Annotated in this window: 22 protein-coding genes and 1 pseudogene; 20 read left to right on the top strand and 3 right to left on the bottom strand. The window is 45.1% G+C overall.

Annotation, left to right across the window (positions count from 1 at the left end; translation table 11 throughout):
- The first annotated feature begins 266 nt into the window (after positions 1-266).
- From AC04Q6_RS11690 to glpK, 14 genes are all read left to right on the top strand, one after another.
- Positions 267-902: a galactokinase family protein gene (locus AC04Q6_RS11690; protein ID WP_476389690.1), complete on the top strand. Its 636-nt coding sequence runs from the start codon at positions 267-269 to the stop codon at positions 900-902.
- Positions 903-948: 46 nt separating this feature from the next.
- The gene (locus AC04Q6_RS11695; RefSeq protein WP_476389691.1) at positions 949-1512 is read left to right on the top strand and encodes a hypothetical protein; all 564 of its coding nucleotides are present in this window, start codon (positions 949-951) and stop codon (positions 1510-1512) included.
- Between the two features lie 170 nt (positions 1513-1682).
- The gene (locus AC04Q6_RS11700) at positions 1683-2147 is read left to right on the top strand and encodes a DUF1700 domain-containing protein (protein ID WP_021976762.1); all 465 of its coding nucleotides are present in this window, start codon (positions 1683-1685) and stop codon (positions 2145-2147) included.
- Between the two features lie 635 nt (positions 2148-2782).
- Positions 2783-3649 (top strand): carbohydrate ABC transporter permease, encoded by an 867-nt coding sequence (locus AC04Q6_RS11705; RefSeq protein WP_021976761.1) that lies wholly within the window; start codon positions 2783-2785, stop codon positions 3647-3649.
- Positions 3649-4467 (top strand): carbohydrate ABC transporter permease, encoded by an 819-nt coding sequence (locus AC04Q6_RS11710; protein WP_021976760.1) that lies wholly within the window; start codon positions 3649-3651, stop codon positions 4465-4467. The genes AC04Q6_RS11705 and AC04Q6_RS11710 overlap by 1 nt, the downstream gene beginning before the upstream one ends.
- An 87-nt stretch (positions 4468-4554) precedes the next feature.
- Positions 4555-5877 (top strand): ABC transporter substrate-binding protein, encoded by a 1323-nt coding sequence (locus tag AC04Q6_RS11715; RefSeq protein ID WP_118062035.1) that lies wholly within the window; start codon positions 4555-4557, stop codon positions 5875-5877.
- Between the two features lie 285 nt (positions 5878-6162).
- Positions 6163-6879: an MgtC/SapB family protein gene (locus AC04Q6_RS11720; protein WP_015527451.1), complete on the top strand. Its 717-nt coding sequence runs from the start codon at positions 6163-6165 to the stop codon at positions 6877-6879.
- Between the two features lie 448 nt (positions 6880-7327).
- Positions 7328-8785, top strand: coding sequence for an FAD-dependent oxidoreductase (locus tag AC04Q6_RS11725; protein ID WP_476389692.1), 1458 nt, complete (start codon positions 7328-7330; stop codon positions 8783-8785).
- A 7-nt stretch (positions 8786-8792) separates the two neighbouring features.
- Positions 8793-10079: an NAD(P)/FAD-dependent oxidoreductase gene (locus AC04Q6_RS11730; RefSeq protein WP_119248200.1), complete on the top strand. Its 1287-nt coding sequence runs from the start codon at positions 8793-8795 to the stop codon at positions 10077-10079.
- Positions 10080-10084: 5 nt separating this feature from the next.
- A complete protein-coding gene (locus AC04Q6_RS11735) occupies positions 10085-10456 on the top strand; it encodes a DUF1667 domain-containing protein (protein WP_021976756.1) in 372 nt (123 codons plus the stop codon).
- A 298-nt stretch (positions 10457-10754) separates the two neighbouring features.
- Positions 10755-11486, top strand: coding sequence for a glycerophosphodiester phosphodiesterase (locus AC04Q6_RS11740; RefSeq protein ID WP_021976755.1), 732 nt, complete (start codon positions 10755-10757; stop codon positions 11484-11486).
- 141 nt (positions 11487-11627) lie between these two features.
- Positions 11628-12746, top strand: coding sequence for an Ldh family oxidoreductase (locus AC04Q6_RS11745; protein ID WP_021976754.1), 1119 nt, complete (start codon positions 11628-11630; stop codon positions 12744-12746).
- A gap of 207 nt (positions 12747-12953) precedes the next feature.
- A complete protein-coding gene (locus tag AC04Q6_RS11750; protein WP_119247760.1) occupies positions 12954-13529 on the top strand; it encodes a glycerol-3-phosphate responsive antiterminator in 576 nt (191 codons plus the stop codon).
- Between the two features lie 51 nt (positions 13530-13580).
- Positions 13581-15080, top strand: a complete 1500-nt coding sequence (gene glpK, locus AC04Q6_RS11755) for a glycerol kinase GlpK (protein WP_119247761.1) — start codon at positions 13581-13583, stop codon at positions 15078-15080.
- 130 nt (positions 15081-15210) lie between these two features.
- Here glpK and AC04Q6_RS11760 read toward each other — a convergent pair whose 3' ends face one another.
- Positions 15211-15621: a DUF6465 family protein gene (locus tag AC04Q6_RS11760; protein WP_021976751.1), complete on the bottom strand. Its 411-nt coding sequence runs from the start codon at positions 15619-15621 to the stop codon at positions 15211-15213.
- 196 nt (positions 15622-15817) lie between these two features.
- On the opposite strand from AC04Q6_RS11760, the gene holA reads away from it, so the two are divergent.
- Positions 15818-16813: a DNA polymerase III subunit delta gene (gene holA, locus AC04Q6_RS11765; RefSeq protein WP_021976750.1), complete on the top strand. Its 996-nt coding sequence runs from the start codon at positions 15818-15820 to the stop codon at positions 16811-16813.
- Between the two features lie 9 nt (positions 16814-16822).
- Here the strand turns inward: holA and AC04Q6_RS11770 are convergent.
- Positions 16823-17179, bottom strand: a pseudogene (locus tag AC04Q6_RS11770) (M48 family metallopeptidase); the annotation flags it as partial.
- 120 nt (positions 17180-17299) lie between these two features.
- Complete coding sequence (gene rpsT, locus AC04Q6_RS11775; RefSeq protein ID WP_021976748.1) at positions 17300-17563, bottom strand: 30S ribosomal protein S20; 264 nt, start codon at positions 17561-17563, stop codon at positions 17300-17302.
- Positions 17564-17881: 318 nt separating this feature from the next.
- On the opposite strand from rpsT, the gene gpr reads away from it, so the two are divergent.
- The 5 genes from gpr (at position 17882) to hemW (ending at position 23739) form a co-directional block, all read left to right on the top strand.
- Complete coding sequence (gene gpr, locus AC04Q6_RS11780; protein ID WP_118062072.1) at positions 17882-18811, top strand: GPR endopeptidase; 930 nt, start codon at positions 17882-17884, stop codon at positions 18809-18811.
- Between the two features lie 22 nt (positions 18812-18833).
- A complete protein-coding gene (locus AC04Q6_RS11785) occupies positions 18834-20165 on the top strand; it encodes a stage II sporulation protein P (RefSeq protein ID WP_242996920.1) in 1332 nt (443 codons plus the stop codon).
- Positions 20166-20304: 139 nt separating this feature from the next.
- A complete protein-coding gene (gene lepA, locus AC04Q6_RS11790) occupies positions 20305-22113 on the top strand; it encodes a translation elongation factor 4 (protein ID WP_118070996.1) in 1809 nt (602 codons plus the stop codon).
- 11 nt (positions 22114-22124) lie between these two features.
- The gene (locus tag AC04Q6_RS11795; RefSeq protein ID WP_118070995.1) at positions 22125-22613 is read left to right on the top strand and encodes a hypothetical protein; all 489 of its coding nucleotides are present in this window, start codon (positions 22125-22127) and stop codon (positions 22611-22613) included.
- A complete protein-coding gene (gene hemW / locus AC04Q6_RS11800; protein WP_021976743.1) occupies positions 22603-23739 on the top strand; it encodes a radical SAM family heme chaperone HemW in 1137 nt (378 codons plus the stop codon). Before AC04Q6_RS11795 ends, hemW begins: the two co-directional genes overlap by 11 nt.
- Positions 23740-23743: the final 4 nt, after the last annotated feature.

The following is a 23743-nucleotide window of genomic DNA, read 5'->3' on the forward strand; positions in this document are numbered from 1 at the left end:
CGAGATCTGTCGGGGTATATTTTAACAGAAAGGGAAAAAGAAAGCCAGTATCTTGCAGACCACAAAATAATACGGTTTTTACACAAAATCTTTATGGACAGAAGTGACAGGGCTGTTATAATAAAGGTACAGAAAACGTGACGGGACAGATCACCGGAAATCAGGGGCGAAGGCTCTGGCGGCGGCCGGATATACGAAAACCGTGCAGCAGGAAGAACAATACCAGAAAAAGCCCGGATCAACATGAAAAACAGGAGGATACGAAAATGGGAACAATCAAAATTCCAGCAGCAGAAGTGCTGAAAAAAATCTATGGTGAGACAGAGGAGAGCAGTGCTCGTTATACAAACCTTGCAGTGAATTTCGAGAAGAAATATCATCACGACAAGGCTGAGTTTTTTACTGCTCCGGGACGTACAGAGATCATTGGCAACCATGTTGACCATAACGGCGGACAGATCATTGCCGCAAGTATTGATCTGGATACTATCGGTGCAGCTTATCCAAACGGAACTAATGTGATCCATATGATCAGTGAAGGTTACAGACAGGAAGTAGTTGTAGACCTTGACAAACTCAGCACAGAAACTTATACAAAAGGTACCGATGCTCTTGTCGCAGGTATCATGGAATATATGAAGAAGAAAGGCTATGCGACAGGTGGTTTTGATGCTTATGTTTCCACAAAGGTTATTGCAGCTGCCGGTGTAAGCTCTTCTGCATCTTTTGAGATGCTGGTATGCGCAATTACCAACTACTTCTTCAACGAAGGAAAACTGGAGTACGGCGAGTATGCGAGGGCCGGCCAGTATGCGGAGAATGTTTACTGGAAAAAAGCTTCCGGTCTGATGGATCAGATGGCAATGCGCTGCCGGCGGCCCGATTCTGCTGGATTTCTCTGATAAGGAGAATATCAGCTGCGAGAAGATCGCCTTTTCCTTTGAGGATATGGGATGCAGACTTGTGATCGTAAATACCGGAAAGGGTCATGCAGATCTCAGTGAGGAGTATTCTTCTATTCCTATGGAGATGCGAGAGGCTGCAAAGGCTATGGGTGTGGAGCTTCTTTGCGAGTCCAATATGGAGAATCTTCTTGCTCATGTTAAAGATATCCCGAATGACCGTGCGGTTCTTCGTGCGATGCATTTTTATGAAGAGAACAGACGTGTTGCAGATGCAGTGAAGGCTGTTGAGAATAAAGATGGTGAGGGATTCCTTCGTCTCCTTGAGGAGTCTGGCAATTCTTCCTGGGAGTGGCTGCAGAACTGTTATTCCCTGCAGAACTGTAAGGAACAGAAGATCACACTCAGCCTGGCGCTTACCAAGCTGTTCCTGAATAAGATCGGAGCAGGTATCTGCAGAGTTCATGGCGGTGGTTTTGCAGGTGTTATCATGTGTGTCCTTCCAATTGAGAATGCAGAGGAATATGTGGAGTATATGGCACAGTATGTAGGACGTGAGAATGTTTATCCTATGAATATCAGAAGCACTGGAGCCGTTCACGTTGAGTAACTTGTGATAAATATCGGAAGATCTGCTGAATTTATAAAAAGTCCGGAGTTTGCGGCTTTTGCCGCTGAAACATCCGGACTTTTTTAATAAAAATTTTATGGTTTGTTTCTGATTTGATTTTGCCAGTCATGATATAATGGGGAAAATAAAAGAGAGGTTTGATCATATATATGAGCAGAAGAGAATTTCTGGAGATTTTGAGAAGTCAGCTGTCCGGTCAGATGTCACAGGGAAAAGCTGCGGCACATGTGCGTTATTATGAGGATTATATCCAGTCTCAGGTCCATAATGGACGGAGCGAGGAGGAGGTACTTGCAGAACTTGGCGATCCAAGGCTGATCGCAAGGACTCTTATTGATACCGATGACGGAACAGAGGTTTATGATGAGTCCGGGTATACAGAAGAAAGTTATGGAGCAGATGATTATGCAGACAGCAGTGCCGGAAGTACGACCGGCAGGACAAGAAGTTACAAACTGGATCTCAGTACCTGGTATGGAAAAGCAATTGTGATCGCAGTTGCTGTAGTGATCGTGATACTTTTGACAACAGTTTTGGTAGCTGTTGCACCTTTTTTGATAACTTTTGGTGTCATTCTGTACCTGATCTCATGGTTCAGAAAAAGAAAAGCGTAGATACCGGATGATCCGCATAAAATCCGAAAATATTGAAAAGGCCTGTTTGTTAAAAAAATATTTATTGAAAATGACATAAAAAATGCAGATAAACTCTTGAAATATAGTGAAAATTACGGTATAATGCATCACAACAAGTAAAGAGAGTGTCTGAAATGTATAAAACAGACAGTGCCATTGAGAAGAGAGAACGGCAGAAGGAATACATCGAAAGATGTGTTATTTCTGTCGCTTTTTTTATTGGCTTTTGAGAAGAAGGTGATCGTATCAGATTGCCTTGTTAAAACGCTTGCTATTGTGCAAAATATATAAAATGATGCACTATACAATGGAAATAATTATCAAAAGTTAATGAAAAAATATTGAAAAAATCAAATTTAACTGTTGATTATATGTAAAATATGTGTTATCATTTGGTTAAAAGTTGGTAAATATAACAATACATGAATGCAGAGGAGGGTAGCAGGAGGGCATTTTGATATGATACATTGGGGTAAAGCCCGGAAGATATAACGGAAGTATTTTCCGGCAGGATGTGTAAAGGGCAACGTGATCAGAACTGTTGCAGATATGGGGGACCGTAATAACAGGACTGATCAGAAGTACACAAATTTATGAAAAGCAGGTGATATACAATGAAAAGTAAAAAATCTTTTTTCAGGACAGTAGAGCCATATCTCTATCTGATTCCTGTAATGATCCTTTTTATACTGTTTGTATTCTGGCCGTTTGTTAAGACGATTCAGTTAAGTTTTGCCAGAACCACACCTCTTGGTCAGGTGGCACAGTATGTAGGGCTAGACAACTATACGAATATTTTTACAGATGGAACGTTCCTTAACAGTTTGGTGACAACACTGAAATTCTCTGTTATGCGAGTTATCCTTTCTATTGTGCTCGGTTTTATACTGGCGATCATCAGTACAGAGAAGATCAGGGCAAAGGGATTTTTCCGTACTGTATATGCACTTCCGATGGCTATTTCCGCAGCAGCGGCATCTGTAGTGTTCATGTTTATTTTCCACAGCTCTCTGGGTATCCTGAACAAGGCTCTCGGAACTCATATCGGATGGCTGACAGATAAGAAATATGCACTGATCGCAGTTACGATCGTTAGTGTATGGATGGCGATCGGTATGAATTTCATTTACCTTACTGCAGCGATCCAGAGTGTACCGGCTGAACTTTATGAGAGCGTTGCGCTGGATGGAGCGAATTTCTTCCAGAAACACCGCCATGTAACAATCCCGTCAATCTCTCCGACACTGTTCTTCCTTCTTATTATCAACGTTATCAACTCCGTACAGGCGTACGCAGAGTTCAAGATGATGACCCAGGGCGGGCCGGCAGAGAGTACCAACGTTATCGTGTATGAGATTTACCAGGAGGCATTTATCAACAGCCGTTTCGGTGTAGCCTGTGCAGAATCCGTAGTTCTGTTTGTTATTTTGATTATCCTGACTGCACTGCAGTTTAGACTGGAAAAGAAGGTGACCTACTGATGAAAGAAAAACCATATGTAAAAGTGGCGATGTATGCGCTGAATATTATTTTTGCAATTATTATTATCGTTCCTGTTATCTACTGCTTCAATGTTAGTATGATGGATCTGAAAGAGATCTACGGCGGAAAGTTCTGGCCGTCTCATCTGACCCTTGAGAACTACACAAGAGCATTCCAGCTGGCACCGTTCTTTACTTTCATTAAGAACTCACTGATCGTATCCGGTGTTATCACATTTGCTCAGGTTGTCACAGGTGCTCTTGCAGCTTATGCTTTTGCAATGATGGAATTCAAGGGCAAAAAAGTCCTGTTCTATATCATGCTGGCAACCATGATGATCCCAAGCCAGGCGATCATCATCGCAAACTACCTGACAATCGCTGACTGGGGTATCCGTAATACATACGCAGCTTTGATCCTTCCGAATGCAGCGGCAGCTTTTGCGGTATTTAACATGCGTCAGGCATTCCTGACACTGCCGAAGGAGATCCATGAGGCAGCTGAAATTGATGGATGTACAAACTTTAAATTCTTATATACCATCGGTGTTCCACTTATCAAACCATCACTTGGTGCTCTGATCATTTATGTATTCCTTCAGAGCTGGAACTACTATCTGTGGCCACTGCTTGTAACAGACAGTGTAAATATGAGAACAGTTCAGATCGGTCTTGGTATGCTCCAGGGTGCTGAGGCAACAGACTTCCGACCGGTTATGGCTGGTGCCATGGTTATCCTGATCCCGTCGATCCTGGTATTCATCATTGGTCAGAAACAGATGATCAGTGGTCTGACTGCCGGTGCTGTTAAGGGTTGATCTGATGAAATAAGCAGTAGTAAAAACGTTAATTTATCCGGTCTGTATTGGGGCAGACCGGAACCAATATAAAAGGAGGGTTTCTATATGAAAAACAAAAAATGGATGGCGATTCTTTTAGGAGGAATCATGGCAGCATCTCTGGCAGCTCCATGCTCAGTAAGCGCGGCTGACAAAACTACCATCACATTCTGGCATGCAATGGGTGGTACAAACGGTGAAGTGCTTCAGCAGATCGTAGATGATTTCAACGCATCTCAGGATGAGATTGAAATTAAAGCTGAGTATCAGGGAACTTATGATGACACCATCACAAAACTGAAAGCAGCTATGCAGAGTGATTCTGGTCTTCCGGATGTCTGCCAGATGTATGATGTTGGAACAAAATTCATGTATGACAGTGGTTCTGTCATCCCGGTAGAGGACAAATTCGAATCCACAGGTTATGATAAGAGTTCCGTTATGGACGTTATCAGCAGCTACTATACAGTAGATGGCAAACAGTATGCAATGCCATTCAACGTATCCACACCTATGCTGTATTACAACAAAGACGTATTTGAGGCAGCAGGTCTTGATCCTGAGACACCGCCAACAACTTACGATGAGGTTCTTGAAGACTCCAAGAAAATCGTAGAGAGCGGAGCAGCTCCGGTTGGTTATTCACAGGCTATTTACGGATGGTTTTTTGAACAGCAGCTTGCAGGACTTGGCTTAACATATGGAAATAATGACAATGGACGTACAGAGGCAGTTACAGCTGTTGATTTTGACTCCAACGGTGGTGGCCTTAAAGTATTCGATATGTGGAAAAAACTGTATGATTCCGGATATTTTGAAGATTACGGAACAACAACAGCAGATACCCAGACAGCATTCTTCTCCGGACAGGTTGGCATGATCATCGAGTCTACCGCTATCCTGAAAAATGCAGTTGATTCTTCTCCGTTCGAAGTTGGTACAGGATATCTTCCGAGAATCGAGAAGAATGATGAAGGCGGCGTTATCATCGGTGGTGGTTCTCTGTGGCTTACAGATACAGGAAACGAAGCAAATGAAGATGCAGCTTGGAAATTCATCGAGTACATCACAACTCCTGACGTACAGGCTAAATGGTCCATGGGTACAGGATACTTTGCGATTAACGAGAAAGCTTATGAGACAGATGATATGAAAGCTTACCTCAAAGAGAACCCGAACTTCGAGACAGCTATCAATCAGCTGAAAGATTCTCCTGTAAACGCAAATACAGCAGGTGTTCTCTCCGGTGTACAGACAGAAGCCCGTCTTACATTCAACGAGATCATGCCTCAGGTATATGATGGCAAGCTTACAACTCAGGACGCTGTTGATCAGCTTGCAGCTTCTGTAAACAAAGCGATCGAGAACTATAACGAGTCTATTAAATAATCAGAATGCCCTCTGATCAGTAGATAGAGCAACAGATAGGGATACCGCCGCCGGGCGCCGGTATCCCTGCTGTTTTACATGCTGTGAGACTACAGATAATGTATATCCGGGGTGATCATATGAAAAAACTGTGTAGTGAGACGGACGGAGTAAGTCCGGCTGACTAGACAGCTTTCGAATGGAGTGAGTGTGGCCTGCGGCGTTCGTGCAGGGTAAAATGAAGTGATGCGCGATTGGCGTTATCACCGGCAGAAAATAATGTTACAACAGGAAAGGAGCAAATTTATGGGCGGAATTCTCGGAGCATGTAATGCAATATCGGATTATTTGCACACTTTAAATATGGGATCGACGCTGTTTCGGCTGATTCTTGCGATGTTTCTTGGATGTCTGATCGGTATTGACCGTGGAATGAAGAAGCGTGTGGCAGGTGTAAAAACACATATGATCGTCTGTATGGGGGCAACTCTGGTTATGATGACGGGCGATTTTATCCATGTATATTCTAATGGGGCAGGAATCGGAGATACTGCACGACTTGGCGCACAGGTTGTCAGCGGAATCGGTTTTCTCGGAGTAGGAACCATCATCGTGACCGGACAGAGACATGTATCCGGTCTTACGACAGCAGCCAGTCTTTGGACCTCCGCGTGCATCGGACTTGCTGTGGGGATCGGCTTTTACAGCGGTGCGATCTTTACCACGCTGGGGCTTATTCTGGTGTTCAAATATGCGAAATATATAGAGGTTTATGTGGAAGAGCATTCCAATACTTATGACGTATATATGGAGTTTGAAAATGAAGATAAGATGAGTATGGTCATAAAGAAGCTTCGGGAAGAGGACATCCTGATCTCCAACGTAGTTATCATCAAAAAGAGATCCAAAACACAGAGTGTGGTGATCCAGGCAACAATGGAGGCTGCCAAATGGAAAGCACGCCATACTGTATTTCGCGAGGTAAGGCAGCAGGAAGGAGTTATTTCCGTGGAGGAAATATGATCGGGAATACAATGAAACTTATCATGTTTTTGATGAAGTTAAGAGTATGTTAAAGAAAAAACGATATATTTTACGAAAAATGTACTTGAAATGTGAAGAATAGTCTGATATAATGAGTACAAAGTGAAGAGAGAATCTGATTCAGTTTGCTGAATACAGAGAATGCTATTGAGAACAGAGACCGGCATGAAGACACATGGATAAGTGTGTTTTTATGCCGGCTATTTTTATGCACAAATGTTAATATTTCAAAAGGATTACAAGGGTTACAGCATAAAAATAATGGCATATTCACTTGAAAGATTGCTGTTCGTAAGCAGTACTCCTCGCAGAATATTTACCTGCGGACGGCAATGCTTGTGTTGCAACGGATATTCTGCTGTTTCCGGCGCAGAGAAAGCCGGGGACAGTTCAGAAGATCCGCAAACAGGAAAGGAGAAACAGATCTATGTATGATGTGATCATTATCGGAGCAGGAGTTTCCGGAGCGGCAGCGGCGAGAGAGCTTTCAAGATATCGGCTGAAAATCTGCGTTCTGGAGCGAGAAGAGGATGTATGCTGTGGAACTTCCAAGGCAAACAGCGGAATCGCTCATTCCGGTTATGATGCAGAACCGGGAAGCCTTATGGCGGAACTGAATGTGAAGGGCAGCAATATGATGGGACAGCTTTCGAAGGAACTGGATTTTCCTTTTAAACAGACTGGTTCGCTGACTGTCTGTACAACTGAGAATGGAATTGCCATGCTGCATAAGCTGTGTGAAAGAGGAATGAAAAACGGAGTAGAGGGACTAAGGATCCTTGACAGAGAAGAAGCACTTGCCATGGAGCCGAATCTGTCTGATCAGGTGCTGGCAGCGCTGTATGCACCGACAGCCGGAATTGTCTGTCCCTTTGAGCTGAACATTGCAATGGCAGAGAACGCATATAACAATGGCGTGGAATTTAAATTTGACACAGAAGTAAAGAACATCCGAAAACAGGAAAATGGTTTTGTTGTGGAAACCTCAAAGGGTGATTTTGAGACAGGCTGTATCGTCAATGCTGCCGGTGTCTATGCGGATGTTTTTCATAATATGGTAAGTGAGAAAAAACTGCATATCACTCCTCGTAAGGGTGAGTATATGCTTCTTGATAAAAGTGCAGGAACACATGTGAATCATACGATCTTTGCGCTTCCAAATAAGAACGGAAAAGGAGTTCTGGTAACACAGACTGTTCACGGTAATCTTCTGATCGGGCCTACAGCTACGGATCTGGAGGATCGGGAGGAAACAGCGACTACATCAGAGGGAATGGAGGAAGTAAGTGCCAAATCCCGGAAAACAGTAAAGGATATTCCACTGCGGAAGGTGATCACAAGCTTTGCAGGACTCCGTGCTATCGAGGACGGTATGGATTTTGTGATCGAAGAGGTGGAGGATGCACCCGGATTTATCGATTGTGCAGGGATCGCATCACCGGGACTTACCAGCTCACCGGCCATTGGCTGTATGGTTGCTGATATCGTAAAAGAAAAATTACATCCGGAAGTAAATACGGATTTTGATCCGGTGAGAAAAGGGATCCTGGATCCGTCAGAGCTTTCTCTGGAAGAAAGAAATGAGCTGATCAAAAGATCTCCGGAATATGGAAATATCATCTGCAGATGTGAGATGATCTCTGAGGGAGAGATCCTGGATGCGATCCGAAGACCTCTTGGAGCGAAATCCCTGGATGGAGTAAAACGTCGTACAAGAGCAGGAATGGGAAGATGTCAGTCAGGTTTTTGCTCTCCCAGAACAATGGAGATCCTCAGCCGAGAGCTTGGCATTTCCATGGAGGAGATCACAAAAACAGGCGGAGATTCCAGACTGATCGAAGGAATCAACAAAAAAATTGCAGAGGAGGGCGAGAACCATGAATGATAAGATTATGGTGAAGAGAGATATCGTGATCATAGGCGGAGGCCCTGCAGGACTGGCAGCAGCCCTGGCTGCAAAGAAAGAGGGAGCAGAGAGTATCCTGATCCTGGAACGTGATAAGGAACTGGGCGGGATCCTGAATCAGTGTATCCATAATGGATTTGGCCTTCATACATTTCAGGAGGAGCTGACAGGACCGGAATATGCGGCACGTTTTATCCGGATGGTAAAAGAGCGGCAGATCGAGTACCGGCTGAACACCATGGTCATGGATATCAGCCAGGATAAGGTGATCACTGCCATGAGCCGCCAGGAGGGAATGTATCAGATCCAGGCAAAAGCTGTGATCCTTGCCATGGGCTGCAGAGAGAGACCGCGAGGTGCACTGAACATTCCGGGATATCGACCGGCAGGCATTTATTCAGCAGGAACAGCACAGCGCCTTGTAAACATGGAAGGATTTATGCCGGGAAAAAAAGTAGTGATCCTGGGATCCGGTGATATCGGACTGATCATGGCCAGACGTATGACGCTGGAAGGCGCAGAGGTTAAGGCAGTGGCAGAGCTGATGCCATATTCCGGAGGCCTGAAGCGAAATATCGTGCAGTGCCTGGATGACTTTGGAATCCCGTTGAAGCTTAGTCATACAGTGGTTGACATAAAAGGAAAAGAGCGCGTGGAAGGAATCACTCTTGCAGAGGTAGATGAAAACAGACGCCCGATTCCCGGTACAGAGGAATTTTTTGAATGCGATACGCTTCTTCTTTCTGTTGGTCTGATCCCGGAGAATGAGCTTTCCGGACAGGCAGGTGTGAAGCTGAGCAATGTGACTTCCGGACCGGTGGTAAACGAAAGTCTGGAGACAAATGTAGAAGGTATTTTTGCCTGCGGAAATGTTCTTCATGTTCATGATCTGGTGGATTTTGTTTCGGAGGAAGCCGGCAATGCAGGAAGAAATGCGGCTCTCTATGTAAACAACAATGGAGAGGACAAAATACCGGAAGAGATAAAGATCACGCTTTCGCCCCAAAACGGAGTCCGCTATACAGTGCCGTCTGAGATCCGTATCGGTCACATGGCGGAGGAGCAGCTGGTCCGCTTCCGTGTGGGAAATGTATATAAAAATTGTTACATCCGTGCATATCTGGATGGAGAACGGATCTTTTCCAGAAAAAAACAGGTGGCAGCACCCGGAGAGATGGAACAGATCAAATTGAAAAAAGAGCAGCTTCTTTCCATTCTGGAAGGAAAACAGAAACAGGATAAACATGAACTTGTGATCCAGGTGGAGGAGTGATGAAAATGGAAAAAAGGAATCTTACTTGTATCGGATGTCCTATGGGATGCGCCCTTCTGGTGGAAATGGATGGAAAAGAAATCATTTCCGTCACAGGAAATACCTGTAAAAAAGGTGCGGAATATGCAGTGAAGGAAGTGACAGATCCGACCAGGATCGTGACAACGACCGTTCGTGTGAAGAATGGAAGCATGCCGGTGGTGTCAGTAAAGACAGCACAGGATATTCCGAAAGGAAAGATTTTTGACTGTGTGGAAGCGCTGCGGGATGTATGTGTGGAAGCGCCGGTTCAGATCGGGGACGTGATCCTGGAGAATGTAGCAGGCACAGGCGTGGATATCGTGGCTACAGGAAATGTGAAGCAGATCATACAGTGATCTGCAAAGGATATATATGGCAAACTATATGCTTATAATATGTCAGCCCTCCGGCAGACAAAGCGAATAAAATAAACCTGAAAAGGCTTTTTTATCGCTTTGTTTGTCATGAAATAAAATATACAAAATGCACAAAAAATATTAGCGTTTAAAAGAATAATTAATTAAAAAATAACAAAAAAATATATAAAAACCGATAAAAAATGTTGAAAATAAATAAACACTATGATATAATCAGAAATATGAATTAGCAAAAATGCTCACAACGATGTAATGCATTGAATGGAGGATGATTAGAATGAAAGTATTTGGACATCGTGGTTTCAGCGGAGAATATCCGGAGAATACAATGCTGGCGTTTCAGAAGGCTGTGGAGGCTGGTTGCGAGGGGATCGAGCTTGATGTACAGCTGACCAAGGATCTGGTTCCGGTGATCATGCACGATGAGAAGGTTGACCGTACCACAGATGGAAACGGGTATATCTATGATCTTACATATGCTGAGCTGTGTAAACTGGATTGCAGTTATCCGGATAAGTTTGCCGGAAAATTCGGCAGACTTCAGATTCCGACTCTGAGAGAGTATTTGGAGTGGATGGCAGAGGAGGAAGATCTGATCACAAACATCGAGCTGAAGAACAGTGTTTATTATTATGGTGGTATGGAAGAGAAGGTCATTGATATGATCTGCGAATATGGTCTGGAGGATCGGATCATTCTTTCCTCTTTCAATAACGCATCCATTGTATTGTGCAGACAGAGTGATGAGACTATTGCAGGAGGCTTTCTGGTAGAGAAATATGTGGATAATGCAGGGGTTTATGCAAGAACCTGTGATGTGCAGTATTATCATCCGAATCTGGAATATCTGAAGGAAGAACATGTACGCAGCTGTTCCCAGAACGGGATCGGGGTGAATGTCTGGACTGTAAACGAGGAAGAGGATATGAGAAGGATGAAGAAATGGGGAGTAAACTCCATCATCACCAATTATCCGGACAGAGGAAGAGCAGTGGCAGATGAGGATTGACACTGCGATGTAAAGACGCTTTCTGTGAGGCACATACAGGAGGCAGGCTAAATTTGAAATCTCCGGCAGGAGGGGGTCCTGCTGCAGATCTATATAAGTAAAATAAAAAAACTATAATAATGTATATGGAGGATTTTTACAATGGAGAAAGAAACAAGACCTTTTATTCCTTGGCAGCTCGCAGATGATTTTATGACAGCTGTATTTGAGAAAGTAGGAGTTCCGGAAGCAGACGCAAGACTTTGCTCTGATGTACTTCTTGAGAGTGACAGACGTGGAATTGAGAGCCATGGCTGCAACCGTTTCAAACCGATCTACATTGATCGTATCAAAGCCGGAATCTTAAATCCGGTAACAAAGATTGATATCATCAAAGAGACACCAACAACTGCAGTTATTGATGCCAACGATGGTATGGGAATGGTAGCCAGCAAGAAAGCTATGGATATGTGTATCGAGAAAGCACATAAGTATGGCATGGGTATGGTTGCAGTTCGTAACTCTTCTCATTATGGAATCGCAGGATACTGGACAGGTCTCGCAACAAAAGAGAACATGATCGGTATCAGTGGTACAAACGCAAGACCGTCCGTTGCACCTACATTTGGTGTTGAGAATATGCTCGGAACAAACCCGCTGACATTCAGCATGCCTACAGATGAGCCATTCCCGTTCATGCTGGACTGTGCAACATCTGTTATCCAGAACGGCAAGATCGAATACTACGCACGTATCGGACACGATACTCCTAAAGGTCTTGTTATTTCCAGAGAAGGTGAGGAGCTTACAGACAGCGTTGAGATCCTCAAGAAGATCCGCAGCAAACAGGCTGCACTTGCTCCTCTCGGCGGATTTGGCGAGACAAACGGAGGATATAAAGGATATGGATACTCCACAGTTGTTGAGATCCTTTCCGCAGCACTTCAGTCCGGTATCTTCTTAAGAGCACTGGAAGGAAAGAATGAAGATGGAAGCATCCGTCCATATCATCTTGGACACTTCTTCATCGCGATCGATACAGAAGCATTCATGGGCGCTGAAGCATTCAAGAAAACATGCGGCGATATCTTAAGAGACCTGAGAGGATCTGAGAAAGCTCCTGGACAGGAACGTATCTACACCGCAGGTGAGAAAGAGTACGATGTATGGATGTATCGTAAAGATAAGGGAGTTCCGGTAACGGAGGCAGTTCAGAAAGAGTTTATCGGACTTCGTGATGAATTCGGACTTACACAGTTCAAATTCCCATTTGAGAAATAATATTTCTGAGCCAGGCAAGTCATTGCGACTTGCCTGGTTTTGATGAAATTATCAGTTACTGGCCACGGAGTGAACAGTAACAAATATCGACATATCTGGTAAAACTGTCTGGCCTTTGCAATGATAAACTGTTACAATAGAAGTAATATCTTCGGATAATGTGTGAAGATACAACTATATTGTGTGAACATTGCGGAGGGCAAACAGATGGATAGAGAATTTCTGGACGCGATCGAGGCAAACCCGATCATAGCGGCAGTGAAAGATGAACAGGGACTTTCAAACTGTCTGCAAAGAGAAGAACTTACTGTGATCTTTATCCTGTATGGAGATATTCGTTCTATCGGAGAGATCGTAGAGCGGATCCATCAGGCAGGGAAGATTGCAATGGTACATATTGATCTGATAACCGGATTGAGTTCAAAAGAGGTATCTGTCGATTATATTTGTGAGGATATTCATGCAGATGGAATTATTTCCACCAAAGCATCGATGATCAACAGAGCAAAAAAGCTCGGGATGTATACCGTCCTGCGCTTTTTTCTCATTGATTCCATGGCGATCAAGAATATTGAAAATCTTGGAAACCAGCATGAGCAGCTGCCGGACGTGGTTGAAGTTTTGCCAGGGCTGATGCCGAAGATCCTCAGAAAAATATGCAGAACAAGCAGGGTACCTGTGATCGCAGGTGGTCTGATTTCTGATAAAGAGGATGTAATGGGAGCGCTGGGGGCGGGGGCCACAGCAGTTTCCACTACGAATCAGGGGGTATGGGAGCTTTAGGCTGCATAAGCTTTGATGATGCGGTCAAGAAATGTATTGGAGGATTTTTATATGGCAAAATATGTTATGGCGCTGGATTCCGGAACAACCAGCAACCGCTGTATTCTTTTCGATGAAAACGGAAGGATCCGCAGTGTGGCACAGAAGGAGTTTATCCAGCATTTTCCAAAACCTGGCTGGGTAGAACATGACGCAGGTGAGATCTGGTCTACACAGCTTTCTGTTGCAAGAGAGGCAATGAATCAGATCGAGGCAACTGCAGAGGATATTGCTGCGATCGGTATCACCAACCAGAGAGAGACAACGATCGTCTGGGATAAGAATACAGGACAGCCGGTATACCATGCCATTGTATGGCAGTGCAGAAGAACTTCAGAATACTGTGACAGTCTGAAGGCAAAGGGCCTTGAGGAGAAATTCCGTCAGAAAACAGGACTTGTTATTGATGCGTATTTTTCCGCAACCAAAGTGAAATGGATCCTGGATAATGTGGAAGGTGCACGTGAAAGGGCGGAGAAGGGAGAACTTCTCTTCGGTACCGTGGAAACCTGGCTGATCTGGAAGCTGACCAAGGGTGCTGTTCATGTAACCGATTATTCCAATGCATCCAGAACCATGATGTTCAACATCAATACTCTGGAGTGGGATGATGAGATCCTGGAGGAGCTGAATATTCCGAAGTGTATGCTTCCGCAGGTAAAAGAGTCCAGCGAGATTTATGGTGAGACAGATCCGTCCTTTTTCGGTGGAAGAATCTCGGTGGCTGGTGCGGCCGGTGATCAGCAGGCGGCGCTGTTCGGTCAGGCCTGCTTTGAGAAAGGTGAGACCAAGAATACATATGGAACCGGTGGTTTCCTTCTGATGAATGCAGGAGATAAGCCGGTATTTTCCAAGAACGGACTGGTTACGACGATCGGATGGGGCCTTAACGGAAAGATCACTTATGTTCTGGAAGGTTCCGTATTTGTTGCAGGTGCTGCGATCCAGTGGCTCCGAGATGAGCTGCATCTGGTGGATTCCGCTTCAGACACGGAATATTTTGCAGGAAAAGTACCGGATGCAAACGGGTGCTATGTTGTGCCGGCGTTTACAGGACTTGGAGCTCCGTACTGGGATCAGTATGCGCGTGGTACGATCGTAGGTCTGACCCGTGGTGTGAATAAATATCATATTATACGTGCAACTCTGGAATCTCTTGCATATCAGGTTAATGATGTGCTGGAAGTTATGAAAGCAGATGCCGGAAGTGATCTTGCAGTTCTCCGTGTAGACGGCGGAGCAAGTGCCAATAACCTTCTCCTTCAGATCCAGGCGAATATCAGCAATGTAGCTGTAGAGCGTCCGGAATGCATTGAGACAACCGCACTTGGAGCTGCTTATCTTGCAGGTCTTGCCGTAGGATTCTGGGAAAGCAAAGAAGCGGTTCTGGAAAGCCGTAATGTGGAGCGGATTTTCCGCACACAGATTGATGATGCGAAACGGAACGCAATGGTAAAAGGCTGGAGAGCAGCGGTAGGCTGTTCCAGAGACTGGATTAAAAAGATCCAGTAAAAGACAAAAAAGAAAAGTCATGCAGTGGGACAAGAAAAAGGATGTCCTGTGCATGGCTTTTTTGCGCCGCCGGAACTGCTCTGTGGCAGACCGATGTAGTATGGTGTTCGTGCGGAAAAACCGCTGGAACTTACAGAGTAGTCAGATCGATTTTGTAATCGTCGGAACCTTCTCCGTCTGCAGTGTAATAAGCTGCTCTTTCTTCTGCATTTACATAGATGTGGAGCTCTTTGCCCTTAAGGCCTTTTGCTTCTGCATCTTTCTTAACAGCTGTCTCAAGGTCGGCAACTGTGATGGATGTCTCAAAAATTTCAAGTGTGATGCCGCTGATCTTATGGTTCTTTACAGTGTTCTTAACTTCTTCTACTACTTCTGGTGCCTTGGCTGCTACAGTCTCGGTTGCTTTCTTGACTGCTTTTACAGTTTTTTCAGCTGCAGGTGTTTTCTCAATCTTCTCTACAGTTGATTTCACGGTAGCTTTGGCTTTTGTGGTTGCGCTCTTCAGGTTGCTTGTTGCTCTGCTGTTTCTTTTTTTCTCCATAATGGAACACTCCCTTCCACATATTTCTCTGACGGAACGGCTCCGCCGGAATATGTACCCGTCTACAGTATCATGAATCCGCGGGAAAGTCAAATTTTTGTATGGGTGTTGCATTTCAGGCGCGGGTCGTATAAACTGGATTACAGTGAAATTGCCGGGTTACGATGGTAAATATATTCAGACAGGGGTACAGATATTGAAAAATATTCAGGAAGATATTAAATCAGGAAAATTTAAACAGGTATATCTCCTTTATGGAGAGGAAGCTTATCTGAAACAGCAGTATAAAAGAAATCTGGTGAAAGCACTCAATCCGGATGACGATACCATGAATTTTGCCAGATATGAGGGGAAAGGCATCGATATCCGGGAGCTTATAAGCCTTTTTGACACCATGCCTTTTTTTGCGGATCGAAGGACCGTGCTTCTGGAGGATACCGGCTTTTTTAAGAACAAGTGTGAGGAGCTGGCGGATTATATGAAGAATCTTCCGGATTATCTTTATCTGGTGTTCTGTGAATCTGAGGTTGACAAGCGAAGCCGTATGTACAAGGCTGTGAAGGCGTGCGGGAGTATCGGAGAATTTAAGCAGCAGGATGAAAAGACGCTGATGCGATGGGCTGCAGGAATCCTTGGGAAAAATGGCCGTAAGATCACGCAGAGGGATGTGGAACTGCTTTTGTCCATGACAGGGACCGATATGGGAAACCTGAGAATGGAACTGGAAAAGCTGATTTCCTATACAGAAGGAAGAGAAGTGGTGACTGCGGCGGATATCCAGGCTGTCTGTACCACACAGACAACCAATAAGATCTTTGATATGGTACGTGCTGTTACTGAGAAAAATCAGAAACGTGCTCTGGATCTGTATTATGATCTTCTGACGCTTCGGGAACCGCCGATGAGGATCCTGTTTCTTCTGGCAAAACAGTTCCGCCAGATCTGTCTCACAAAGAAACTGTCCCAGGAAGGGCTTTCGCAGACAGAAATTGCGTCCAAACTGGGAGTACCTTCGTTTGTTGTGCGGAATCTGGCTTCCTGTGCCAGATCCTACACAGTGGAAGAACTGGAAAATGCAGTACGGGATTTCGTGGATGCAGAGGAAGCTGTGAAGACAGGTACACTGGGAGATGTGCTCAGTGTGGAACTTCTGATCGTGAAATACAGTTCGGCGAGAACAAAAAGTGCATGATTACCATTTTCATGGCGTAGGATTTTGCCACAGAGTTCTGCCGTTATCTCTGAGCCATTTTTCGTATGTTTTATATTCCGGCATTACAGATGCCACCACTGCGTAGAAAGCGGGAGAGTGGTTCATTTCTTTCCGGTGGGCAAGTTCGTGGACAACAACATAATCAAGAACCTTTTCCGGAGCGAAGATCAGACGCCAGTTGAAGTTTAAGTTTCCTTCACTGGTACAGCTTCCCCAGCGGGTTTTCTGCTCCCGGATGGTAATGCGGCCGTAGGTTACGTCCATTTTTCTGGCGTAGGCTGCGGTTTTTCTTTTGAATATTTTGCGGGCAGATTCCATATAATAGCTGCGGCGGAAATCAGAGAGGGGATGAGATATCATAAAAAAAACTCCTTCAGAAATATATATACAAAAAAGACAGTCGCTGACGGTTCGACTGTCTTTCCTTTTACTTATAAGCTTATAACTAAAATATTCCGTGGTCTATTACGCAATGCTGTTGACAGCTTTGGAAAGACGGGAAATTTTTCTGGCGCAGTTATTTTTGTGGTAAACGCCCTTGGATGTAGCTTTGCTGATTGTGGAGATTGCGTCCTTAAGAGCAACCTCTGCAGCTGCCTTATCCTTATTCTCAACTGCTGTCTCAACTTTCTTGATGGAAGTCTTAACTGCAGAACGGATTGCTTTGTTTCTTGCAGCCTTAGTTCTGTTAACTAAGATTCTCTTCTTTGCGGATTTAATGTTAGCCAATTCGTACACCTCCGATTCCTAAAAATATAATATAAATTACATTCACAGGAACAGACACGGGCGCTCCTATGAAACATGCTTATATATATTATTATATGTGAAACAGAATGTCAAGATATTTTTCAAAAAAATTACGGAAAAATGACAAAAAAATACCAGATGATGTGGATGCAGGAGAAAAGGATACATATTTATGGGAAAAAGGGAAATAATGAAAACGAAAACACCGAAAAATGTGGCTTTCATGGCGATGATATGATCGGAAAGCAAGTGGGAGCGGAAAGAGTTTACGATTTTACAGAAAAAGAGGATGAGAGTATGACTGGAAGGAGCAGAATCAGAACAGACCTGGCTCTAGAAGCAACAGAGCGCTTTCAGGAGGAAAATGTAGAAGTACATGGAGTAGAGATCCAGGAAAAATATGATGCGGAAAAAGACGTCCGGACGACTGTGGTACGGATCACAACAGAAAACGGAGCCAGAACCATGGGAAAACCGCAGGGGACATATATCACCATTGAAGCGCCGGATCTTTCTGTTCCGGATGAGGATTATCACAGGGAGATTTCAGAAGAAGTGGCACATCATCTCCGGGAACTGATCGATTTGGGACGGCAGCAGTCAGTTCTGGTGGTTGGACTCGGGAACCAGGAGATCACTGCGGATTCTCTTGGACCACGTGCGGTTTCCGGTCTTCATATGACAAGGCATGTGATCCGGGAGTATGGACTGAAGTCAAATGCACATATGAAAATGCATCAGATCAGCGGAATCGCACCAGGAGTGATGGCTCAGACCGGAATGGAAACGCTGGAGATCGTTCAGGGGGTCGTTTCCGAAACAAAGCCGGATGTGGTGATCGCCATTGATGCACTGGCTGCCAGAAGTACAGCAAGGCTGAACCGTACCATTCAGATCACGGATACCGGGATCAGTCCGGGTTCCGGAGTTGGCAATCACAGAGAAGGTCTGAATGAGGAAAATCTCTCTGTCCGTGTGATCGGGATCGGTGTGCCTACGGTGGTAGATGCGGCTACCATTGTCCATGATTCCATGGCAGATCTTCTGGATGCACTGGAGGAAGAAGAACAGAAGGAATTTCTGGAGGAAATGATCTCGCCGAAGCTTTATACCATGTTTGTGACACCGAAAGATGTAGATGAAACCGTGCGCTATTTAAGTTTTACCATTTCTGAAGGACTGAATATGGCATTTTCTGATAGTCTAATCGAGGAGGACAGGTCATAAAATACCATAGAGGTGATCGTGGGTGACGAATATCCAGAAGGCATTCTGTGTGGTTTTGAGCCTGATCTTTCTGTGCGTCGTGGCTGCACTGCCGGGGGATTTTTTCAAGCATGGTGAGATCTACAGACAGCTGCCGCTGTATTGCTTTCTGGAAAAGAAAGCTTTGCAGGAGGAAAACGGGCAGGACCGTGAAACAGAGATGCTTTTGCAGGAAAAAAATGCAGAGCATCTGGGGGAGGAAGTGGAAGCGGAAAACCGGAAAGAGCAGGAGGCGCTTCTTCTGGCGGAGGCGGAGAAGGCAGAGGAAAAAGAATCGCCGGAGTCCGTACAGAAGCCTTCTGACAGTGCCGAAACCAAGAAAACTGATGGAAAGCAGAAGGAAAATGTGGAAAAGAAAGATGAAATAAAAAAAGAGACAAGTCAGAAAAAAGAGAAAACGCCGGAAATTACGAAACCGGAAGATACCCCGTCAGAGAGCACTCCGACAAAAACGGCTCCAAAAGAAAAGAAGACCTCTGGCGAAGAAGCCGGAAAAACTCAGGAAACCGTGGCACTGCCTCATCCGCAGATCGATCTGTCTCCTGCGAAACTGGCAGATTTTGATTATGTGATGAATCAGTTTTTTATCCTGGATTCCAATACGGAGACGAATGCACAGCAGATTTGCGGAACCAGATTCCTGAAAGAAGATCTTTCCATAAAACAGGACCCGGAGGTGCCACAGATCCTGATCTATCACACCCATTCCCAGGAAACGTTTGCAGACTCCAGAGAAGGACAGGTGGAAGATACCATCGTTGGAGTGGGCGACCATCTCGCGGAGCTGCTTGAAAAGACATATGGTTATCGGGTGCTTCATGTGACAGACGCTTTTGATATGATGGGCGGGCAGCTGGACCGGAGTAAAGCATATGATTATGCAAGAGCTTCCATAGAAAAGGTCCTGGAGGAGAACCCTTCTGTTGAAGTGGTGATCGATCTCCACAGAGACGGCGTGCCGGATGACCGTCATCTGGTGACGGAAATAGACGGGAAACCAACAGCGCAGCTGCTTTTTTATAATGGGTTGAGTTATACGGTCAACCAGGGAGCGGTGAGTTATCTGCCCAATCCTTACATAGAAGAGAATCTGGCTTTTTCTTTTCAGCTGGAATACCAGGCAGCACAGTACTATCCAAAGCTTTACCGGGGAATTTATCTGGCAGGGCTTCGTTATAACCTTCATCTGAAGCCCCGGGCCCTTCTTCTGGAAGCGGGTGCACAGACCAATACTGTGGAGGAAGTCCGAAATGCCATGGAACCTTTTGCAGATATCTTAAACAGAGTATTGAAAGGCAGTGACAAAAACGGCTAAAATATGATATGATAAAGAGCAGTATGGAAAAATATGCTTTGTGAATGAAAAGCGTGAAGTGACTACATTTACAGGCATGCAGCAGAGCGGAACAGGAATGTCCGTCTGATGCAAGAGAAACTTAAGGAGGATTTCCTGAATGATAGACCAGAGTAAAATTCGAAATTTTTGTATCATTGCACATATTGACCACGGAAAATCAACACTTGCGGACCGTATCATCGAGATGACAGGACTTCTCACGGAGAGAGAAATGCAGGCCCAGGTTCTGGATAATATGGAACTGGAGAGAGAACGTGGAATCACCATCAAATCCCAGGCTGTCCGTATTGTATACAAGGCCAAGGATGGAAATGAATATATTTTTAACCTGATCGATACCCCGGGACATGTAGACTTTAATTATGAAGTTTCCAGGAGTCTTGCAGCCTGTGACGGCGCGATCCTTGTTGTAGATGCTGCCCAGGGAATCGAGGCTCAGACCCTTGCCAACGTATATATGGCGCTGGATCATGATTTGGATGTGGTTCCGGTTATCAATAAGATCGACCTTCCAAGTGCGGACCCGGAGCGTGTTATCAATGAGATTGAGGATGTGATCGGGATTGAAGCCCAGGATGCACCGCAGATTTCCGCAAAGACAGGTCTGAACGTGGAACAGGTTCTGGAGCAGATCGTAAATAAAGTTCCGGCACCGCAGGGAGATGTGGATGCACCTCTGAAAGCCCTTATCTTTGACTCTGTTTATGATCCTTATAAAGGTGTTATCGTATTTTGCAGGATCAAGGACGGCCGTGTAAAAAAGGGCACGAAGATCCATATGATGGCTACCGGATTTACTACGGAAGTCGTAGAAGTAGGATATTTTGGCGCTGGACAGTTTATTCCCTGTGATGAACTGACGGCAGGTATGGTCGGCTATATTACTGCCAGTATCAAGAATGTGAGGGATACCCGTGTGGGTGATACCGTAACGGACGCAGACAACCCCTGTGCGGAGGCACTTCCGGGATATAAGAAGGTAAATCCGATGGTTTACTGCGGACTTTATCCGGCAGACGGTGCCAAATACGGCGATCTTCGTGATGCCCTGGAGAAACTTCAGCTTAATGATGCGTCTCTTTATTATGAGCCGGAGACTTCCGTTGCTCTTGGCTTTGGTTTCCGTTGTGGGTTCCTTGGGCTTCTCCATCTGGAGATCATCCAGGAACGTCTGGAGAGAGAGTATAATCTGGATCTTGTAACGACCGCACCAAGTGTTATTTATAAAGTTTACAAAACCAACGGCGAGGTCATCGAACTGACCAACCCGACTAATCTTCCGGATCCGTCTGAGATCGAATATATGGAAGAGCCGATGGTGAAGGCTGAGATTATGGTAACTACAGAGTTTATCGGTGCGATCATGGATCTCTGCCAGGAGAGACGTGGCCAGTATAAAGGCATGGAATATATGGAAGAAACCCGTGCACTTCTGAAATACAGGCTGCCTCTGAATGAGATCATTTACGATTTCTTTGATGCACTGAAGTCACGTTCCAGAGGATATGCGTCCCTGGATTATGAGCTGGATGGTTATGAAAGAAGTGAGCTTGTGAAACTGGATATCCTTGTGAACAAGGAAGAGGTGGATGCCCTTTCCTTTATCGTTCATGCGGATACTGCTTATGAGCGTGGCAGGAAGATGTGCGAGAAACTGAAAGATGAGATTCCGAGGCAGCTCTTTGAGATCCCGATCCAGGCAGCTATCGGAAGCAAGGTCATTGCCAGAGAGACAGTAAGAGCCATGCGTAAAGACGTTCTTGCCAAGTGTTATGGCGGAGATATTTCCCGTAAAAAGAAACTTCTTGAGAAACAGAAGGAAGGTAAGAAACGTATGCGTCAGGTTGGTAATGTGGAAATTCCGCAGAAGGCATTTATGAGTGTCCTGAAGCTGGATGATAAATAGGAGATGACTTTTTGGGAAAAAATATAAAAAGACTGTTTCTGGCAGCAGGACTTCTGGCGATGACCGGAATCCTGCTTACCGGATGCGGTTCAAAAAAGAAAAACGCGGAAGATGAAAGTGTGATCAAGATCAGTATGGCACCGGAGCCGACCGCAACACCAGATCCGAAAACGGTAGATCCGGATGCCGTGACAACCAACGGTAATCTTACTATGGTAAATGAGTATCTGGCTGAAAACGGCGGAGCGGCACTGGGAACAGATGCCGTGACACCAACACCGGCAGCTTCCGACGGAAGCGGGAATAATACGGATGAGACCGGATCAGATTCAACATCCGGGGATGGTACGGATACATCCGATACCGGAGACGTTGCTGATGATGGCAGTGATGCCGGAGATGATGAAAGCAGTTATGATACCGGCGATGGAGATACCTCGCAGTATGACGAAACTGACAGTTATGCGGGTACAGAGGAAGGAGACATGGATGAAGAATAAGGCGAAGAAGCCTATGGAACTCTATGTTCATATTCCCTTTTGTGTGAAAAAATGTGATTACTGTGATTTCCTTTCAGGTCCGGCGGGAAAAGAACGGCAACGGGAATATTTCCAGTCTCTTGGAAGGGAAATCGCTGCTGTTCCGGAATTTCCGGACAGAGAGATCACCACGGTTTTTATTGGCGGAGGAACACCTTCCGTTCCGGATCCTGCTCTTATGGGAGCAATTCTGGATCAGATCAGAAATAAGTTTTTTATGGCCCCGGATGCTGAGATCACCATCGAAGCAAATCCGGGGACTTTATATAAAGAAAAACTTCAGGAATACCGGAAGCATGGAGTGAACCGGTTAAGTCTGGGATTGCAGTCTCCACAGAATCGTGAACTGAAGATCCTTGGGAGGATACACACCTGGGAAGAATTTCTGGAGAGTTTTTTCATGGCAAGGGAAGCGGGATTTTCCAATATCAATATTGATCTGATGAGTGCGATCCCGGAGCAGACCTATGAAGACTGGGAAAAAAATCTCCGTACAGTGGCAGAGCTTTCACCGGAGCATATTTCCGCATACAGCCTGATCGTGGAGGAAGGAACTCCATTCTGGGAACGGGAGCTGGATCTTCCGGATGAAGATACGGAGTACCGCATGTATGAAGATACGGCAGCAATTCTGGGAGAATACGGATTTCATCAGTATGAAATTTCCAATTATGCGAAAAAGGGCCTGGAGTGCCGCCATAATAAAGGATACTGGCAGAGGACGGATTATCTGGGACTGGGACTTGGAGCTTCTTCTCTTGTGGACCATGTGCGGTTTTCCAATACGGATAATATGGAAGAATATCTCAGAAACAGTGCGTTTCCGGAAAAAATCCGCTGTGACAGGGAAACACTTACGGAGGCGGATGAAATGGCGGAATTTATGTTTCTGGGGCTGCGTATGACAGAGGGGGTATCTGTGCGTGAATTTGAGGAATATTTCGGAAAAAATATGGAGAGTATTTACGGAGAGGTTCTGAAAAAACATTTTGCCCTGGGAATGCTGAAGAAGAAAAATGACAGGATTTTTCTGACAAGAAGAGGAATCCATGTAAGCAACGGAGTGATGGCAGATTTTCTTCTGTAGCGGA

The organism is Blautia sp. HA9023 (assembly GCF_056504095.1).

What these genes read in the sequence shown, in the direction of transcription:
- AC04Q6_RS11745 (WP_021976754.1), top strand. Translation starts at nt 11,628, where the DNA reads ATGGAGAAAGAAACAAGACCTTTTATTCCTTGGCAGCTCGCAGATGAT.
- AC04Q6_RS11760 (WP_021976751.1), bottom strand. Translation starts at nt 15,621, where the DNA reads ATGGAGAAAAAAAGAAACAGCAGAGCAACAAGCAACCTGAAGAGCGCA.
- AC04Q6_RS11730 (WP_119248200.1), top strand. Translation starts at nt 8,793, where the DNA reads ATGGTGAAGAGAGATATCGTGATCATAGGCGGAGGCCCTGCAGGACTG.
- AC04Q6_RS11750 (WP_119247760.1), top strand. Translation starts at nt 12,954, where the DNA reads ATGGATAGAGAATTTCTGGACGCGATCGAGGCAAACCCGATCATAGCG.
- AC04Q6_RS11740 (WP_021976755.1), top strand. Translation starts at nt 10,755, where the DNA reads ATGAAAGTATTTGGACATCGTGGTTTCAGCGGAGAATATCCGGAGAAT.
- AC04Q6_RS11720 (WP_015527451.1), top strand. Translation starts at nt 6,163, where the DNA reads ATGGGCGGAATTCTCGGAGCATGTAATGCAATATCGGATTATTTGCAC.
- lepA (WP_118070996.1), top strand. Translation starts at nt 20,305, where the DNA reads ATGATAGACCAGAGTAAAATTCGAAATTTTTGTATCATTGCACATATT.
- AC04Q6_RS11690 (WP_476389690.1), top strand. Translation starts at nt 267, where the DNA reads ATGGGAACAATCAAAATTCCAGCAGCAGAAGTGCTGAAAAAAATCTAT.
- AC04Q6_RS11705 (WP_021976761.1), top strand. Translation starts at nt 2,783, where the DNA reads ATGAAAAGTAAAAAATCTTTTTTCAGGACAGTAGAGCCATATCTCTAT.
- glpK (WP_119247761.1), top strand. Translation starts at nt 13,581, where the DNA reads ATGGCAAAATATGTTATGGCGCTGGATTCCGGAACAACCAGCAACCGC.
- hemW (WP_021976743.1), top strand. Translation starts at nt 22,603, where the DNA reads ATGAAGAATAAGGCGAAGAAGCCTATGGAACTCTATGTTCATATTCCC.
- AC04Q6_RS11695 (WP_476389691.1), top strand. Translation starts at nt 949, where the DNA reads ATGGGATGCAGACTTGTGATCGTAAATACCGGAAAGGGTCATGCAGAT.
- gpr (WP_118062072.1), top strand. Translation starts at nt 17,882, where the DNA reads ATGACTGGAAGGAGCAGAATCAGAACAGACCTGGCTCTAGAAGCAACA.
- AC04Q6_RS11735 (WP_021976756.1), top strand. Translation starts at nt 10,085, where the DNA reads ATGGAAAAAAGGAATCTTACTTGTATCGGATGTCCTATGGGATGCGCC.
- AC04Q6_RS11700 (WP_021976762.1), top strand. Translation starts at nt 1,683, where the DNA reads ATGAGCAGAAGAGAATTTCTGGAGATTTTGAGAAGTCAGCTGTCCGGT.
- AC04Q6_RS11725 (WP_476389692.1), top strand. Translation starts at nt 7,328, where the DNA reads ATGTATGATGTGATCATTATCGGAGCAGGAGTTTCCGGAGCGGCAGCG.
- AC04Q6_RS11715 (WP_118062035.1), top strand. Translation starts at nt 4,555, where the DNA reads ATGAAAAACAAAAAATGGATGGCGATTCTTTTAGGAGGAATCATGGCA.
- AC04Q6_RS11710 (WP_021976760.1), top strand. Translation starts at nt 3,649, where the DNA reads ATGAAAGAAAAACCATATGTAAAAGTGGCGATGTATGCGCTGAATATT.